General features: G+C 61.6%; 13 protein-coding genes and 1 tRNA gene. 5 read left to right on the forward strand and 9 right to left on the reverse strand.

Features of this window, described 5'->3' with window-relative positions:
* Positions 1-170: 170 nt before the first annotated feature.
* From NQ519_RS01895 to NQ519_RS01920, 6 genes are all read right to left on the reverse strand, one after another.
* A complete protein-coding gene (locus NQ519_RS01895; RefSeq protein WP_019149758.1) occupies positions 171-650 on the reverse strand; it encodes a GtrA family protein in 480 nt (159 codons plus the stop codon).
* Positions 650-1,615: an SPOR domain-containing protein gene (locus NQ519_RS01900; protein WP_026076328.1), complete on the reverse strand. Its 966-nt coding sequence runs from the start codon at positions 1,613-1,615 to the stop codon at positions 650-652. Before NQ519_RS01900 ends, NQ519_RS01895 begins: the two co-directional genes overlap by 1 nt.
* A complete protein-coding gene (gene lgt / locus NQ519_RS01905; protein WP_026076327.1) occupies positions 1,612-2,499 on the reverse strand; it encodes a prolipoprotein diacylglyceryl transferase in 888 nt (295 codons plus the stop codon). The genes NQ519_RS01900 and lgt overlap by 4 nt, the downstream gene beginning before the upstream one ends.
* Positions 2,500-2,716: 217 nt before the next feature.
* Entirely contained in the window at positions 2,717-3,766 is a 1,050-nt protein-coding gene (locus tag NQ519_RS01910) for a sensor histidine kinase (protein WP_019149755.1), read from the reverse strand.
* Between the two features lie 12 nt (positions 3,767-3,778).
* Complete coding sequence (locus NQ519_RS01915) at positions 3,779-4,375, reverse strand: riboflavin synthase (protein ID WP_019149754.1); 597 nt, start codon at positions 4,373-4,375, stop codon at positions 3,779-3,781.
* Positions 4,376-4,380: 5 nt separating this feature from the next.
* The gene (locus NQ519_RS01920) at positions 4,381-5,010 is read right to left on the reverse strand and encodes a transcriptional regulator (RefSeq protein ID WP_019149753.1); all 630 of its coding nucleotides are present in this window, start codon (positions 5,008-5,010) and stop codon (positions 4,381-4,383) included.
* 43 nt (positions 5,011-5,053) lie between these two features.
* On the opposite strand from NQ519_RS01920, the gene NQ519_RS01925 reads away from it, so the two are divergent.
* Positions 5,054-5,128: transfer RNA gene (locus NQ519_RS01925), tRNA-Arg, on the forward strand.
* Positions 5,129-5,348: 220 nt separating this feature from the next.
* Here the strand turns inward: NQ519_RS01925 and NQ519_RS01930 are convergent.
* Positions 5,349-6,683, reverse strand: a complete 1,335-nt coding sequence (locus NQ519_RS01930) for a porin family protein (RefSeq protein WP_019149752.1) — start codon at positions 6,681-6,683, stop codon at positions 5,349-5,351.
* A gap of 9 nt (positions 6,684-6,692) precedes the next feature.
* Positions 6,693-7,241, reverse strand: coding sequence for an RNA polymerase sigma factor (locus NQ519_RS01935; protein ID WP_026076326.1), 549 nt, complete (start codon positions 7,239-7,241; stop codon positions 6,693-6,695).
* 135 nt (positions 7,242-7,376) lie between these two features.
* Between NQ519_RS01935 and NQ519_RS01940 the strand changes: the two genes are divergently transcribed.
* From NQ519_RS01940 to NQ519_RS01955, 4 genes are all read left to right on the forward strand, one after another.
* Positions 7,377-8,102 carry a NigD1/NigD2 family lipoprotein gene (locus NQ519_RS01940; RefSeq protein ID WP_019149750.1) on the forward strand — a complete coding sequence of 242 codons (726 nt, stop codon included), beginning with the start codon at positions 7,377-7,379 and terminating at the stop codon, positions 8,100-8,102.
* A 186-nt stretch (positions 8,103-8,288) separates the two neighbouring features.
* Positions 8,289-10,703: a glycoside hydrolase family 3 N-terminal domain-containing protein gene (locus NQ519_RS01945; RefSeq protein WP_019149749.1), complete on the forward strand. Its 2,415-nt coding sequence runs from the start codon at positions 8,289-8,291 to the stop codon at positions 10,701-10,703.
* An 87-nt stretch (positions 10,704-10,790) separates the two neighbouring features.
* Positions 10,791-11,798 (forward strand): Holliday junction branch migration DNA helicase RuvB, encoded by a 1,008-nt coding sequence (gene ruvB / locus NQ519_RS01950; protein ID WP_019149748.1) that lies wholly within the window; start codon positions 10,791-10,793, stop codon positions 11,796-11,798.
* Positions 11,799-12,105: 307 nt separating this feature from the next.
* Positions 12,106-13,386, forward strand: a complete 1,281-nt coding sequence (locus NQ519_RS01955; protein ID WP_026076325.1) for a malic enzyme-like NAD(P)-binding protein — start codon at positions 12,106-12,108, stop codon at positions 13,384-13,386.
* Positions 13,387-13,459: 73 nt separating this feature from the next.
* Here NQ519_RS01955 and aroB read toward each other — a convergent pair whose 3' ends face one another.
* Positions 13,460-14,476: a 3-dehydroquinate synthase gene (gene aroB / locus NQ519_RS01960; RefSeq protein ID WP_019149746.1), complete on the reverse strand. Its 1,017-nt coding sequence runs from the start codon at positions 14,474-14,476 to the stop codon at positions 13,460-13,462.
* Between the last annotated feature and the right edge of the window lie 42 nt (positions 14,477-14,518).

Raw genomic sequence — 14,518 nt, forward strand, 5'->3', positions numbered from 1 at the left:
CCGACACGCCGCGGCTTAACGTCGCCTCCTAAAACCTGCCTCTTAGGCAGGGCGCAACCGGAATTCCTAAACGCCTCAGCCTGCCATCGCCTCTAAAAACCCGCCTCTTAGGCGGGCGTGATACGATTCCGACACGCTACGGCTTAACGTCGCCTCTAAAAACCCGCCTCTTAGGCGGGGAAAGTGAAATATTTGGCCGCAAGGAAACTGTACACCGTCGTCAGCAGCGTCGTGAGCACTTTCGCAGGCGTAGGCCACACCCCGCACACCTCCACGAAGAATTTCAGTCCTGCATACGTCAGTAGGATCGACCCCGCCACCGACAGCAGGTAGCGCAGCAACTGCGTCCCGGCCCCGAGCGGCGAGCGGCGGAACGCCACGTTGCGGTTGAGCCAGAAACCCACGAAAAAGGTGAACGGAAAGACGAGGACCATAGCCGCGATATGCGGGGATATGACCACGAATCCCAGATCGAAATAGCGGTGGGCGACGACGAAATTGTAAAACAGAAAATAACACAAGGGGTCGAACAACATGTAGGTCACCCCTCCGCAAACGGCGTAGCGGAACACCTGCAAGGGCATCAACGCCCGGACAGGCTTGATGTAGAAACAGTCGATCGCCCTGATTATCAACTCCGAGATGCGCATCAACGGGCGGTATAGGTCCACATGCCGGGGAAACGTTCGGCATGGCTGCCGATGAACTGTTTGCACGGTTCGGCATCGTCCGACGAGAAGGGCGAAACCATGAATTTCTCGCCGAAACGATAGATCCGGCAGCGGAACGCAGGCTCTTTGGCCGCGATTTCCCGCAGGGCGCGTCCGGCATTTTCGGTCGTACTGAAAACACCCAGCACCACGTAATGACGCCCCGAAAGCAGCGCCGCCGGCTCTCCGGATTCCGCCTGCACCTCCGCAGCGGGCGTCGTTTCCGGAACGGACGCCCTGGACGATGCCGTGTCGGCCGGCTGCGGGAACTCCTCTACGGCCGCCGGCTGCTCCGGCTGCGGCGCTTCGGCCAGCGCATCGGGGGCCTCGACCGGGGCCGGCATATCCGCACGCTCCGCCCCGACGGTCTCAACCGCAACGGCGTCCGGCTCCGCGGAAAACATCAGAAACTCCCGTCCCCCGTAGACCAGCGCAACCGCGATGGCCGCGACGCCCAGCCACAAGGCCCAGTCGAAACGGCGCGGAGCGCGGATTTTCACGGGCTCCCGGCCCTGGGGATTCAACCGCCGTTCGAACGCCTCGTCGGGTGTGAAGTTCTTGAATGCCAGCACCCCGACGCCTTCGACAGTCAATCGGTCGGCCTCCTGCGCACGGGCGAGCCAGCGGTCGTACACCCCCTGCGCCACAGTCTGCGGATCGACCTCCGGAGCCGTCCCGGCCTTCCGTATGATGCGGGCGATCTCATCGACCAGCGACACGCCCCGCTGCTGCGAGGAGAACGACACCACGCGGCAAGGGGGCTGCACGGTGCGCCTGTCGATCCGTCGGGCAGGCCGCCGCTCGGTATAGAGCGTCCCCACCCCGGGCAGGAATACCTCCCCGCCGCCGGCCAACAGATTGCCTACGAGCCTGCCGACCTGTTCCGTCATCGGTGTAGCGTTCATTTTCTCTTCTTTTTAGGGGCGGCGTGCGCTTTCGGCGCCGGAGCGGCCGGTTCCGGGAGCGTCGCGGGCCGTGCGGCACCCCGCCAGATCATACAGATTCCCAGCAGAATGAAGGGAATGCTGAGCCACTGGCCCATGTCGAGCGTCCATCCCAGTTCGAAAGGCTCCTGCTCGGTTTTGATGAATTCGATGAAGAAGCGCGTGAGGAACGTGCCGATCAGGCCGATTCCGAAGAGGATGCCCGGGCGGCGGCGCGCCATGTCTTTCTTATAGTAGAGCCAGCAGAGGATGCCGAAAGTCGCCAGATAGCAGAGCGCCTCGTAGATCTGCGTCGGATGCACGGGGGTCGGCGCGAACTCGGCGACCCATTTGTGCGAACGCACGAACTCGAAGCCCCAGGGCAGCGAGGTCGCCTGTCCGAAGATCTCCGAATTGAAGAGGTTGCCCAGCCGCACGATGGCCCCGCCGATGCCCACCGGGATCATAATGCGGTCCAGCGACCAGATATAGGGCAGTTTGTTCCTGCGCGAGAAGAGCCACAGTCCGATCAGCAGACCGATGGCGGCGCCGTGGCTGGCCATGCCGCCGTCGCGGAAGCCCGTGATGATGGTCCACGGCTTCGAAAGATACTCCATCGTATCGTAGAAGAGGCAGTGCCCCAGCCGTGCGCCGAGGATCGTGGCGAGCGTACCGTAGATGAATATCGACTCCGAGACTTTCTGCGGAAGCCCTTCGCGCCTGACGAAATTATCGAAGAATTTGGCCCCGATCAGGATGGCCAGCGCCCACATCAGGCCATAGTACCGAATGTCCAGCGATCCAATGGCAAAGAACACCGGATCGAAATCCCAGACGACGGAAAAAGGTTGGAATAGTAATATCATTTATTCAAGTTATTGCATTTTTTCGACCGTCCTTTTTATCCGGCCGCCGTACTCGCGGCGTTCCGCCGCGTTTACAAGTCTGACCCCACCCCAAACCCCTCCCTCGGGAGGGACTTGTCGCGACGCAACCGGTTTTTTAACCGGAATATCGCTCAAAATATCGGCCGGACTTTCGATCGGGGTTTCGGCCCAAGCCTTTCACCCTTCACCTTTAACCTTACTTCATCTCCTGCAAATTCACCTTCTTCAGCGTGAAGGAAAAGGTGCTGCCCACTCCGGGTTCGCTGCGCACCGTGATCCGCTCGCCGTGCGCCTCGACGATGTGCTTGACGATGGCCAGTCCGAGTCCCGTGCCGCCCTGCTCCCGCGAACGGCCCTTGTCCGTGCGGTAGAAGCGTTCGAAAACACGCGGCAGGTCCTCCTTGCCGATACCCGAACCGTTGTCCTCGACCTCCACCAGAATCTTGTCGAGCATGTCGCGGAAATGGACGCGCGTCATGCCGCCCTCCTTGCCGTAGCGCACCGAGTTGATGATGAGGTTGACGAAAACCTGACCGATATAATGCTTGTCGGCCAGCACCCAGAAAGGCGAAGGCAGATTCTCGGCCCCCTTGACCGTGATCTTGATCCCCTTCCGGTCGGCCTCCATCTCGGCCTGCTCGGCGATCTCCTTGGCCAGCGCCACAACGTCGAACTTCTCCAGATCGAGTTTGTTCATGCTGCTCTCCAGCTTCGAGATGGTGTCGAGGTCGTTGACGATGTTTATCAGGCGGTCGATGCTCTTTTCGGCGCGTTCGAGATACTTGCGGTTGATCAACTCGTCCTCCAACCCGCCGTCCAGCAGGGTCGAAATGTAGCCCTGGATATTGAATATCGGGGTTTTCAGCTCGTGGGCCACATTGCCCAGATACTGTTTGCGGAAGCACTCGGCCTCTTTCAGCCGGGCGATCTCCCGGTCGTTGGTGTCGGCCCAGGCCGTGAGCTCCTCGCCGATGTTCTCGACCCGCTTGTCCTTGAGTTCCGAAAAAATCTCGTTGGTGTGCACATCGCGCGAAAGCACGATCGAATAGATCGGCTTGAGCTTGTAAGCCACGTACTTGCGGATGATGAACAGCGCCGCGAGCGCCATCACGACGAACACGCCGGCCGACGTGCAGAGCGTGATCCACCACACAACGTCCAGCAACGTCATGCCCGCGGCCACGATGACCGCGGCGAGCAGGGCTATCCACAGCGACGCCCCCTCCTTCGTTTTGATGTGCACCATAATGTTTCGGGTTTACTTCACGTAGTTTTTCATCAGCCGGGCGATGTACTTGCCCACGATGTCGAATTCGAGATTCACCACCGACCCCACACCGATCCGGCAGAAATTCGTATGCTCGAAGGTGTAGGGAATGATCGCCACGCGGAACGACGACTCTTTCGAGTCGCAGACCGTGAGGCTCACGCCGTTCACCGTCACCGAGCCCTTCTCGACCGTGCACAGCCCCCCGCCCTGCGGCTCGTACTCGAAGGTGAAATACCAGCTGCCGTCGGCGTCCTCCTTGGCCGTGCAGACGGCCGTCTGATCGACATGCCCCTGCACGATGTGGCCGTCCAGCAGGGCGTCGGGCTTCATCGAGCGTTCGAGGTTGACCAAGTCGCCCTCGCGCAGCAGCCCGAGATTGCTCCTGTCGAGCGTCTCCTTCATGGCCGTCACGGTGTAGGTGTCCTCCGTGATGTCCACAACTGTCAAACATACGCCGTTATGTGCTATGCTCTGGTCGATTTTCAACTCCTTGCAGAAATCCGCACGCAGGGTAAAATCCTTGTTCTGACGGTCCGTCCGGATCGCCACGACTTCCGCCGTGCGCTCCACGATGCCTGAAAACATACGCTTCAACTGTTTATGATCAATTTTCCCTTTACCTTGTAGACCGCGACTATATCGCTGACGTTCAACAGAATGTCGTCGTAATTCTCACGGTCTCCGGCCACCAGGCGGACTTTGTCCTCCTCGTCGGCGGCCCGAACTATCCGCAAAGTTACAATTTTTCGGGAGACAATCGCATATTCTCCCCCCGGAATAATCGCATCGCGGTCCACGGCCTTCAGCAGCACCACCGTCCCGGGCGGCACGAGCGCCCCCATCGCGCGGCCCGTATAGCACATCGCCAGGTCGCACGCCCCCACCGGGGAGAGAATCAGATTGCTTTCGGGCTCCAGGTGTTCGAGATGTTTCAGCCCGTGTTCGACATCCACGTCGTAAAAAGGGATCTGGGGGCCGCGCGTCCGCGCGTCGGCGAACATCTGCCCCTCGCCCGTCAGCAGCCACAGCTTGTCCACCTGAGGAAATTTAGCAACGATCCTGTCGGCCACATCGAGCGAAATGCCGTTGTTGCCCCGTTTGATCTGGTAAAGATTTTCCCCTCGCGCAAGACCGATATGCCGCGCGAAATAGTTCGTTGACATGTTGGCCCATTTGATCACAGCCTCGATTCTTTGCCAATTATTCTGCTTTTCCCGCATTTTTTTTCGTATAATTAATTTTTTTTTGCATCTTTGCACTCCCGGTCCCGTAGTTCAATGGATAGAATATAAGATTCCGGTTCTTACGATATGGGTTCGATTCCCGTCGGGACTACCAGGCACAAGTGCGAAAATCCGTACTTGTGCTTTTTTTTCTTCTCGCACGAGATCGGTTCCCGTTCTTTTATCCAACAAAAATAATAACAAATTTCAATCGGACAATAAAAAATAACACTTTTAGTCATAACGGTGGCGCATTCGGCCCAAACGCCAAAAGGAGGCCCGCACCCCCGTGCGAACTTCCTCCTGCAATAAATGTGCGATTTGCGAAATTTGTTTTAGAATGAGAGGCGTACGCCCAGTCTCAGGGTCAGCGTGAGGGGAGAATCCGTCCGGGCCGTCTTCAACCGGGTCTCCGTAAAATAATACGATCCTTCGGGTTCGAAATAGAGCCCCACCAGGCCGCCCAGCCGGTACTGCGCACCGACCGCCGCCAGAGCCGACCACTGCACGCCCGGTTCGTCCACGGACTCCGAGCCGAATTTGGCCGAAACGCATTTCTCGGCCATGCCGCCCGCACCTATATATAAAGAGAACCTCCCGCGCTCCAGGAACTGCCAGTTCATACGCAGGGGAATGCCGATGAAATGGAGCTTCTGGCTCACATCCTCCGACGAGTACTTGACCGTCACATCCGAGCGCAGCAGCGTGTAGTTCACGCCGCTTTCGAGCGAGAGCCCGTGGGCGAACTCTTTCCGCACGGTGAGTCCGAAGCTCAGCGGCTGGTGGTGGCGGAACGAATTTTCATTGTAATCGTTGCGAACCATGAGCGACAGGTTGTCGCCGTTCCCGACGATCGACGACACGTCGTTCGTCACCGAAGAGTACATCCACGGTGCGGCGCCGTTCCCGCCGGAGGCTCCCGATACGCCGCCGGCCGCAAAGGCCGACAGCGAAGTTTTCCGGCGCGGAGGCTTATAGGCCGTGAGCGGTTCGTCGTAGTACGCCGTCCGGGCCGACACCCCGGCCTTCGAGCGGGTGGCGGGACGCTCTCCGGCCGTATTCGCCGCCGGTTCCGCCGCCGGCTGCGAACTCTCCGCCGCCGTCCGCTGCGCGGAAACTCCGTCCGCAACGGCATCCGCCGCAGTCACGGCCTCCGGTTCGGCTGCCGCCGCCCGTTCCGTCTCCGCCGTCGTCGTTTCCGCGATCGTTTCCGCCGTCGTCGTTTTCGCCGCAGGCTTCACCGCCGCGGCGAGCAGTTCCGGCCGCTGCACGGCAGGAGCCGCGGTCCGCACGTCGGCGAGCCCTGCAACCCGGGCGAGCGTCTCCTGCACGGATTCCGCCTCGCGGGGCTGCGGCATGGTTACCGCGGTTGCCTCCTCTCCCACTGCCGATGCGATAACATTCCCATCATTTTCCAACGCCTTGTCCGGCCGGAGCATATAATCACCTGCAACGACCCCGAGCAGAACGACAGCGGCAGCGGCAGCAATCCGCGGCCAATAGATCCGCCATACGGAACCGCGGGGCGCAGCCGTCTCCGAAGCTCCGGGCCCCGGGGCCGCACCGCCCAGTTCGCGTTCCAGACGCTCCCATCCTCCCGCCGGGGGCGGAAGTTCGGCGTCGCGGAGCGCGTTCCGCATGACATCGGTCCAATCTTTATTCCGTTTCATAAACTCTTTCTAATGCGTATCCAAATAGTCCCTGAGCTTGCGGGCCAGCATGGTCCGGGCCCGGAACAACTGCGAAGAGGAGCTTTTCTCGTTGATCCCCAGCATCCGGGCGATCTCCCGGTGGGAATACTCCTCGATGCAGTAGAGGTTGAACACCGTCCGGTAGCCTTCGGGCAGCTCGCTCACGAACCGCATCAGCACCTCGCGCGGGACCCTCGCCATCTCCGATGCGTCGGGCTCGGCGACCTCCGCCGCGGCCTTGCCCTCGTCGAGGGCGACGCTTCCCAGCCGGTTGCGGCTGCGTATCCATTCGAGCGCCACGTTCACGGTGATACGCTCGATCCAGGCCCTGAGCGATCCGGGTCCGCGGTATGTGAACCGGTCGAAGGCGCCGTATATCTTCAGGAATGCGTCGTGAAGCAGGTCTTCGGCCGTGGCCCGGTCTCCGGAGTAGCGCATGCAGATCGCCAGCAAACGGCCTGCATAGCGGTCGTACAGCTCCCTGCGGGCTGTATCGTCCCCCTTTCTGCACCCTTCGGCCAGTATCTGTTCCTCCATCGGCATTACCAGTTCACACATATAAATGCAGCAAAAGCCGAAAGACTGCACGGGATCAAATTTTTTTCTTCCGCGTGCAGTATTCCGCCCTGCCGGACGTTTTAAGAGCGAAAGGTAACATAAAATACGGACATTATGAAAAAAATCGGTTTATTCCTTATCGCGGCTATGGCCGTCTTCGCGTTTACTTCCTGCAACGACGACACCGACGGCGATTATCCGAGATACACGCCGCTCATCACGACCGTCCGCACCATCGGAGGCGAAGAGGGCGAAGCCAGCGCGGACTACTATTTCCAGCGCGACAACGGCGAAAAGCTCTACCCGAGCGACAAAACCCGCGTCCCCGACTACAAGGGCAAGGAGCGTCAGCGGGCGATCATCTGGTTCAACCTGCTGAAGGAAAGCGTGCCCGACTACGACTACAACATCGCGCTTTACGCCGTTGACGAGATCTTTACCGGCAAGGCCCAGGTCGTGAACACGGCCGAGGAACTCGAAGCACTGGGCACGGCCAAGACGGGCTTCAAGGACAGCAAGGAGCTGTTCAACCTCTCGAAAGAGTGGCTGACCTTCTACGCGCTCTACGCCGTCCGCGACAACAGCAAGCACACGTTCACGCTGGCCGTGGACAAGTCGGGAACAACTGAATTCAAGGAGAGCGCCGAGGGGTACCTCGATGTCGTGGTGCGTCACGACGCCGGAGACGACGCAGGCGGATACGACAGCGGATTCTACGTGTCGTTCGACCTCACGGACATCGCCGCCGAACTGGAAGGCAAGAAGGGCATCAACCTGCTTCTGCCGACCCGCGAGAACGGCGACAAGGAGATCAAACTCGATCTGCCGCAGGAGAAGTAGCCACTCCCGGAGGCAGAGCCTGTCCCGGTCCGCAGCGTTGCGGACCGGTTTTTTTTATGCCCCGGAGTGTGTTTTTCGGACGATCGTCGCGGAAAAATGTACGATCGGTTCAATCCCGGCAGCCGATCGCTTGTAATTTTGACTTCGGAAACGTATCTTTGAAACTAAAACCGAAAAACCGAAACGATGAAGAAAACCGCTGTTGCAATCCTGCTGTTCGCAGCCGCCGTCTCCGCGACGACCGCCGAGGCACGGAAGACGACACCCGAGACGATCTACCGCAAAGGCTGGATCGACTTCAACAAAAACGGCCGCATGGACCCCTACGAGGACCCCTCGCGCAGCCTCGACGAACGGGTCGAGGACCTGCTCGGCCGCATGACCCTCGAAGAGAAGAGCTGCCAGCTGGCCACGCTCTACGGCTACGGCCGCGTGCTGCGCGACTCGCTGCCCACCGCGGAGTGGAAGAACGAGGTCTGGAAGGACGGCATCGCCAACATCGACGAGATGCTCAACGGCGTGGGCAAGAGCCTGCGCACGACGCCGCATCTGGTCTCCGACTACACGGGCCACGTCGAGGCGAAGAACACGATCCAGCGCTGGTTCGTCGAGCAGACCCGGCTGGGCATCCCCGCGGAGTTCACCAACGAGGGCATCCACGGACTGAACCACAGCCGCGCCACGCCGCTCCCGGCGCCCATCGCCATCGGATCGACCTGGAACCGGGCGCTGGTGCGCCGTGCGGGCGAGATCGCCGGACTCGAAGCCCGGGTCCTGGGTTACCGGAACGTCTACGCCCCGATCCTCGACGTGGCGCGCGATCCCCGCTGGGGCCGCGTCGTGGAGTGCTACGGCGAAGACCCGTTCCTGATCGCCGAACTGGGCGTCGAGATGGTCCGCGGCATCCAGTCGCAGGGCGTCGCCTCGACGCTCAAACACTATGCGGCTTACAGCGTCCCGAAGGGCGGCCGCGACGGCAACTGCCGCACCGATCCCCACATCGCCCCGCGCGAACTCCACCAGATGTACCTCTATCCGTTCCGCCGCGTGATCCGCGAAGCCCGGCCGATGGGCGTCATGAGCAGCTACAACGACTGGGACGGCGTTCCGGTGACCGCCAGCCGCTATTTCCTCACCGACCTGCTGCGCCACGAATACGGCTTCGACGGCTACGTGGTCAGCGACAGCGAGGCCGTGGAGTACGTCCACACCAAGCACGCCGTGGCGGAAACCTACGAGGAGGCCGTGCGTCAGGTGCTCGAAGCGGGTCTGAACGTGCGCACGAACTTCTCGCCCCCGGCGCGGTTCATCCTCCCGGTGCGGAAACTCGTCGAAGAGGGACGCCTCTCGATGGAGGTCGTGGACCAGCGCGTGCGCGAGGTCCTGCGGGTCAAATTCCGTCTCGGGCTCTTCGACGATCCCTATAACGACCCCGAAGAGGCCGTCGCCCAAGCCGGTGCCGACAAACACGCGGATTTCGTGCTCGACATCCAGCGCCAGTCGCTCGTGCTGCTGAAAAACGAGGACAAAATCCTGCCCCTCGACAAGAAAAAGACCGCCCGCGTGCTGGTCGCCGGACCGCTGGCCGACGAGGACAACTTCATGATCAGCCGCTACGGCCCCAACGACCTTCCGACGGTGACCGTCCTCGACGGCATCCGCAACTACCTGGGCGCCGCCGCCGAGGTGCGCTACGCCAAGGGCTGCGATGTCGTGGACGCCGGATTCCCCGATTCGGAGCTTGCCCCGGGACCCCTCACGGCCGCCGAGCGGGCCGGCATCGACGAAGCGGTGAAGCAGGCCGCGGGCTGCGACGTGATCGTCGCCGTGCTGGGCGAGGACGACAAACGTGTGGGCGAGAGCCATTCGCGCACTTCGCTCGAACTCCCCGGACGCCAGCAGCAACTGCTCGAAGCGCTCCACGCCACGGGCGTCCCCGTGGTGCTGGTGCTCGTCAACGGCCAGCCGCTGACCGTCAACTGGGCGGCGCAAAACGTCCCGGCCATCCTCGAAAGCTGGTTCCCGAGCGTGCAGGGCGGCACGGCCATCGCCGAAACCCTCTTCGGCGACTACAACCCGGGCGGCAAACTCACGATCACCTTCCCGCGGAGCACCGGACAGATCGAGCTGAACTTCCCCTACAAGAAGGGTTCCCACGGCGCACAGCCCCGCAAGGGCCCCAACGGCGGCGGCGTGACCCGCGTGCTGGGGTCGATCTACCCCTTCGGCTACGGGCTGAGCTACACGACGTTCGCCTACGGGAACCTCCGGATCACCCCCGAACCATCGCACACGCAGGGTTCGTTCCGCGTAACCTGCGACGTGACCAACACGGGCGACCGCCGCGGCGACGAGGTCGTGCAGCTCTACGTCAGCGACAAGTTCTCGAGCGTGGTGACCTACGAATCGGTCCTGCGGGGCTTCGAGCGCGTGACGCTCGAACCGGGCGAGACGAAGAGCGTCAGCTTCGAGATCACGCCCTCGCATCTGGAACTGCTCGACAGCAACATGAACCGGACCGTCGAGCCGGGCGAATTCGAAATCCGCATCGGCGCTTCGAGCGAGGACATCCGGCTGAGAAAGACCATCCGGCTGAGCTGACGGGCGGAGTGTCCGAACCTGCGTCCGGGAGCGTTCGCTTCCGGACGTTCGGTTTGTACATTCGCCGAAAATCGCTATCTTTGCATTATGTCTATCGTACGCAACACCGAAAGCGATCTCGAATTCGAAAACAAGATCCGCCCGCAGGAGCTCGAAAACTTCTCCGGCCAGGACAAGATCGTCGAAAATCTCCGCATCTTCATCAAGGCGGCGCTCATGCGCGGCGACTCGCTCGACCACGTGTTGCTGCACGGCCCCCCGGGACTGGGCAAGACCACCCTTGCGAACATCATCGCCAACGAGATGGGGGCGCAGCTGCGGCTCACGTCGGGTCCCGTGCTGGACAAGCCGGGCGACCTGGCGGGCCTGCTGACGAACCTCAACCCGGGCGACGTGCTCTTCATCGACGAGATACACCGCCTCAGCCCGATCGTCGAGGAGTACCTCTACTCGGCGATGGAGGACTACAAGATCGACATCGTGCTGGACAAAGGCCCCTCGGCGCGTTCGATCCAGATCGAACTGGCACCCTTCACGCTGATCGGCGCCACGACGCGCAGCGGCCTGCTGACCTCGCCCCTGAGGGCGCGCTTCGGCATCACCTGCCACCTGGAATACTACGACGCCCCGGTGCTGGCCGGAATCGTGAAGCGTTCGGCCCGCATCCTCGACGTTTCGATCGACGACGATGCGGCGCACGAAGTGGCCCTGCGTTCACGCGGCACGCCGCGTATCGCCAACGCCCTGCTGCGGCGCGTCCGGGACTTCGCCATGGTCAAGGGCGAGGGGCATATCGACCTCGAAATCACGCGCATCGCCCTCGCGGCGCTGAACATCGACTCGCGGGGTCTGGACCAGATGGACAACAAGATACTGGGGGCCATCATCGAGAAATTCAACGGCGGTCCCGTGGGTCTCAACACCGTGGCCACGGCCGTGGGCGAAGAGGCCGGGACGATCGAGGAGGTCTACGAACCGTTCCTGATCAAGGAGGGTTTCCTCAAACGCACACCCCGCGGCCGCGAAGCGACGCCGCTGGCCTACGAGCACCTCGGATTGACCCATCCGCGCGACGGAGAGGCATCGCTTTTCTGACCGCGAAGCCGTCCCATACCCATCTACCAACCCTTTATGAATCCCAGACGCCCCCGATTGCGCCTCTCGGCCGGCATCGAGGCGACAAGGCCGGCATCAGCGGACAATGGCTGATCGTCGGCTCGCCGGACGTGGGCGATGGCTTCGAACTGAATCCGGCAGGCATCTTCCGCGTCCAGTTCGGAGGCGGTCTGCGATTTTATTTCTAAAATAATTTCAGAAAATCCTAAAAAAAGTTAAGATCGGAGCGATTTTTGTGCTATATTTGTCGTTGGTGTTATTAGGTTACTAACGGAAAATGAGAGAGATGAGCACAAAAACGCAACTCGACGAAGCGGCGCTGCGCTACCACAGCGAGGGCCGTCCCGGTAAGATCGGGATCGTCCCGACAAAACCCTACCACACGCAGTACGACCTGTCGCTGGCCTATTCGCCCGGAGTGGCGGCGCCCTCGCTGGCCATCGCCGACAACCCGGACGACGTATACAAGTACACCGGCAAGGGCAACCTCGTGGCCGTGATCTCGAACGGCACGGCCGTGCTCGGACTGGGCAACATCGGTCCGCTGGCCGCCAAACCCGTCATGGAGGGCAAGAGCATGCTCTTCAAGACCTACGCCGGAATCGACGCCTTCGACATCGAAGTCGATACGACCGACCCCGAGGAGTTCATCCGTACGGTGAAGGCCATCGCCCCCACCTTCGGAGGCATCAACCTCGAGGACATCAAGGCCCCGGAGTGCTTCGAAATCGAACGGCGGCTGCGCGACGAACTCGACATTCCGCTGATGCACGACGATCAGCACGGCACGGCGATCATCTCTTCGGCGGCGCTGCTCAACGGCGCGAAGATCGCGGGCAAGCAGCTCGACCGGATGCGCGTGGTGGTCAACGGCGCGGGAGCCGCCGCCATCGCCTGCGCACGGCTGTTCATCGGACTCGGCATCCGCAAGGAGAACGTGGTGCTCTGCGACAGCCAGGGCGTCGTCACGGTCTACCGCGAGGACATCAACCCCATGAAGCGCGAACTCGCCACCACGCGGCGCATCTCGACGCTGGCCGAAGCGGTGCAGGGCGCCGACATCTTCCTGGGCGTTTCGAAGGCCGACACGCTGACGCCCGAGATGCTGCGCACGATGGCCGAAAACCCGATCGTGATGGCCCTGGCCAACCCCGATCCCGAAATCGCCTACGACAAGGCGATGGCCTCGCGCCCCGACATCATCTTCGCCACGGGGCGTTCGGACTACCCGAACCAGGTCAACAACGTGCTGGGATTCCCCTACATCTTCCGCGGAGCCCTCGACGTGCGGGCCACGAAGATCAACGAGGCGATGAAGCTCGCCGCCGCGCACGCGCTGGCCGAGTTGACCCGCGAACCGGTTCCTGCCCAGGTCGCACGGGCCTACGGAGTCGAAAAACTCGAATTCGGACGCGATTACCTGATCCCCAAGCCGCTCGATCCGCGCCTGCTGTGCACCGTCGCCCCGGCCGTAGCCCGCGCCGCGGTGGATTCGTGCGTGGCCAGAAAACCCATCACGGACTGGGAAGCCTATGCGGAAAGCCTCCGCAAACGCTATCAGGAATAGAAAGAAAAAATCCGGTCGAATCGACCGGATTTTTTCTTTGAATGGATTCGGGCGAACAGCGCCGGACACGGATTCAGACGTACAGCGCCGCGAAGTCATCTATCTTCATCGGCCGCACCTCGCAGTCGCCGATCCCGACCGGCAGGACGATGCGCAAAATGCCCTCCTCGTTCTTCTTGTCCTTGCCGACCTCCTTCAGCAGACGTTTCACATCCACCGGAGGCGTCAGGTCGAAGCCCAGCTGCATGAGCACATGCACGATCCGGTCGCGGTCGGCTTCGCTCAGCACCCCCAGCTTCACCGCGGCTCCGGCGATCAGCGCCGTGCCGACGGCCACGGCCTCGCCGTGGTTCATGCGGTTGGAGCACTTCTCGATGGCGTGGGCCAGCGTATGCCCGAGGTTGAGCTTGCGGCGGTCTCCCGACTCATGCTCGTCCCGTTCGACGATGTCGGCCTTGACCCGTATCGCCGCCGAAACGGCGTCGGTCAGCAGGTCCGTATCGGTGCGCAGCGCCTCGAAAGTCGTGTTTTCGATGCGTCCGAACAGATCGGCGTCGGCGATGATCGCGGCCTTGACCACCTCGGCCAGCCCCGCGCGGAACTCCCGGTCCGGAAGTGTCCGCAGCAGCCCGGGGTCGCAGATCACGAACTGCGGCTGGGTGAAGGTCCCGGCCATGTTCTTGTACCCATCGACGTTCACGCCGTTCTTGCCGCCGACCGAAGCATCGACCTGCCCCAGCAGCGTCGTCGAGACGAACCCGAACTTCAGTCCGCGCATGTAGGTCGAGGCGGCGAACCCCGCCACGTCGGTGACGATCCCGCCCCCGACGGCCAGCACGAAGGTCGAACGGTCCACGCCCAGCTCGATGAAACGGCGGTAGATCGTCTCGACGGTCTGCAAGGTCTTGACGCTCTCGCCCAGGCCGATCAATACGGTGTCGTATTTTTCGAGCAGCGGGTGGTACAGACGGTCGATCGTGGCGTCCGAGACCACCACCACACGCCCTTCGGGAAGCACCCCCGAAAGAATGTCTTTCACGGGGCCGATGTAAATCCCGCTCCGGGAGCGGACGTTGAAGAGAGGTTCCATTATTTAACTTTTTTAGGAATCGAGCAAAATTAGTATAATTTC

It is taken from the genome of Alistipes senegalensis JC50, assembly GCF_025145645.1.
Lineage (GTDB): Bacteria > Bacteroidota > Bacteroidia > Bacteroidales > Rikenellaceae > Alistipes > Alistipes senegalensis.

Coding starts and splice junctions, on each gene's coding strand:
- NQ519_RS01895 (WP_019149758.1), bottom strand. CDS start 650: ATGCGCATCTCGGAGTTGATAATCAGGGCGATCGACTGTTTCTACATC.
- NQ519_RS01900 (WP_026076328.1), bottom strand. CDS start 1,615: ATGAACGCTACACCGATGACGGAACAGGTCGGCAGGCTCGTAGGCAAT.
- lgt (WP_026076327.1), bottom strand. CDS start 2,499: ATGATATTACTATTCCAACCTTTTTCCGTCGTCTGGGATTTCGATCCG.
- NQ519_RS01910 (WP_019149755.1), bottom strand. CDS start 3,766: ATGGTGCACATCAAAACGAAGGAGGGGGCGTCGCTGTGGATAGCCCTG.
- NQ519_RS01915 (WP_019149754.1), bottom strand. CDS start 4,375: ATGTTTTCAGGCATCGTGGAGCGCACGGCGGAAGTCGTGGCGATCCGG.
- NQ519_RS01920 (WP_019149753.1), bottom strand. CDS start 5,010: ATGCGGGAAAAGCAGAATAATTGGCAAAGAATCGAGGCTGTGATCAAA.
- NQ519_RS01930 (WP_019149752.1), bottom strand. CDS start 6,683: ATGAAACGGAATAAAGATTGGACCGATGTCATGCGGAACGCGCTCCGC.
- NQ519_RS01935 (WP_026076326.1), bottom strand. CDS start 7,241: ATGGAGGAACAGATACTGGCCGAAGGGTGCAGAAAGGGGGACGATACA.
- NQ519_RS01940 (WP_019149750.1), top strand. CDS start 7,377: ATGAAAAAAATCGGTTTATTCCTTATCGCGGCTATGGCCGTCTTCGCG.
- NQ519_RS01945 (WP_019149749.1), top strand. CDS start 8,289: ATGAAGAAAACCGCTGTTGCAATCCTGCTGTTCGCAGCCGCCGTCTCC.
- ruvB (WP_019149748.1), top strand. CDS start 10,791: ATGTCTATCGTACGCAACACCGAAAGCGATCTCGAATTCGAAAACAAG.
- NQ519_RS01955 (WP_026076325.1), top strand. CDS start 12,106: ATGAGCACAAAAACGCAACTCGACGAAGCGGCGCTGCGCTACCACAGC.
- aroB (WP_019149746.1), bottom strand. CDS start 14,476: ATGGAACCTCTCTTCAACGTCCGCTCCCGGAGCGGGATTTACATCGGC.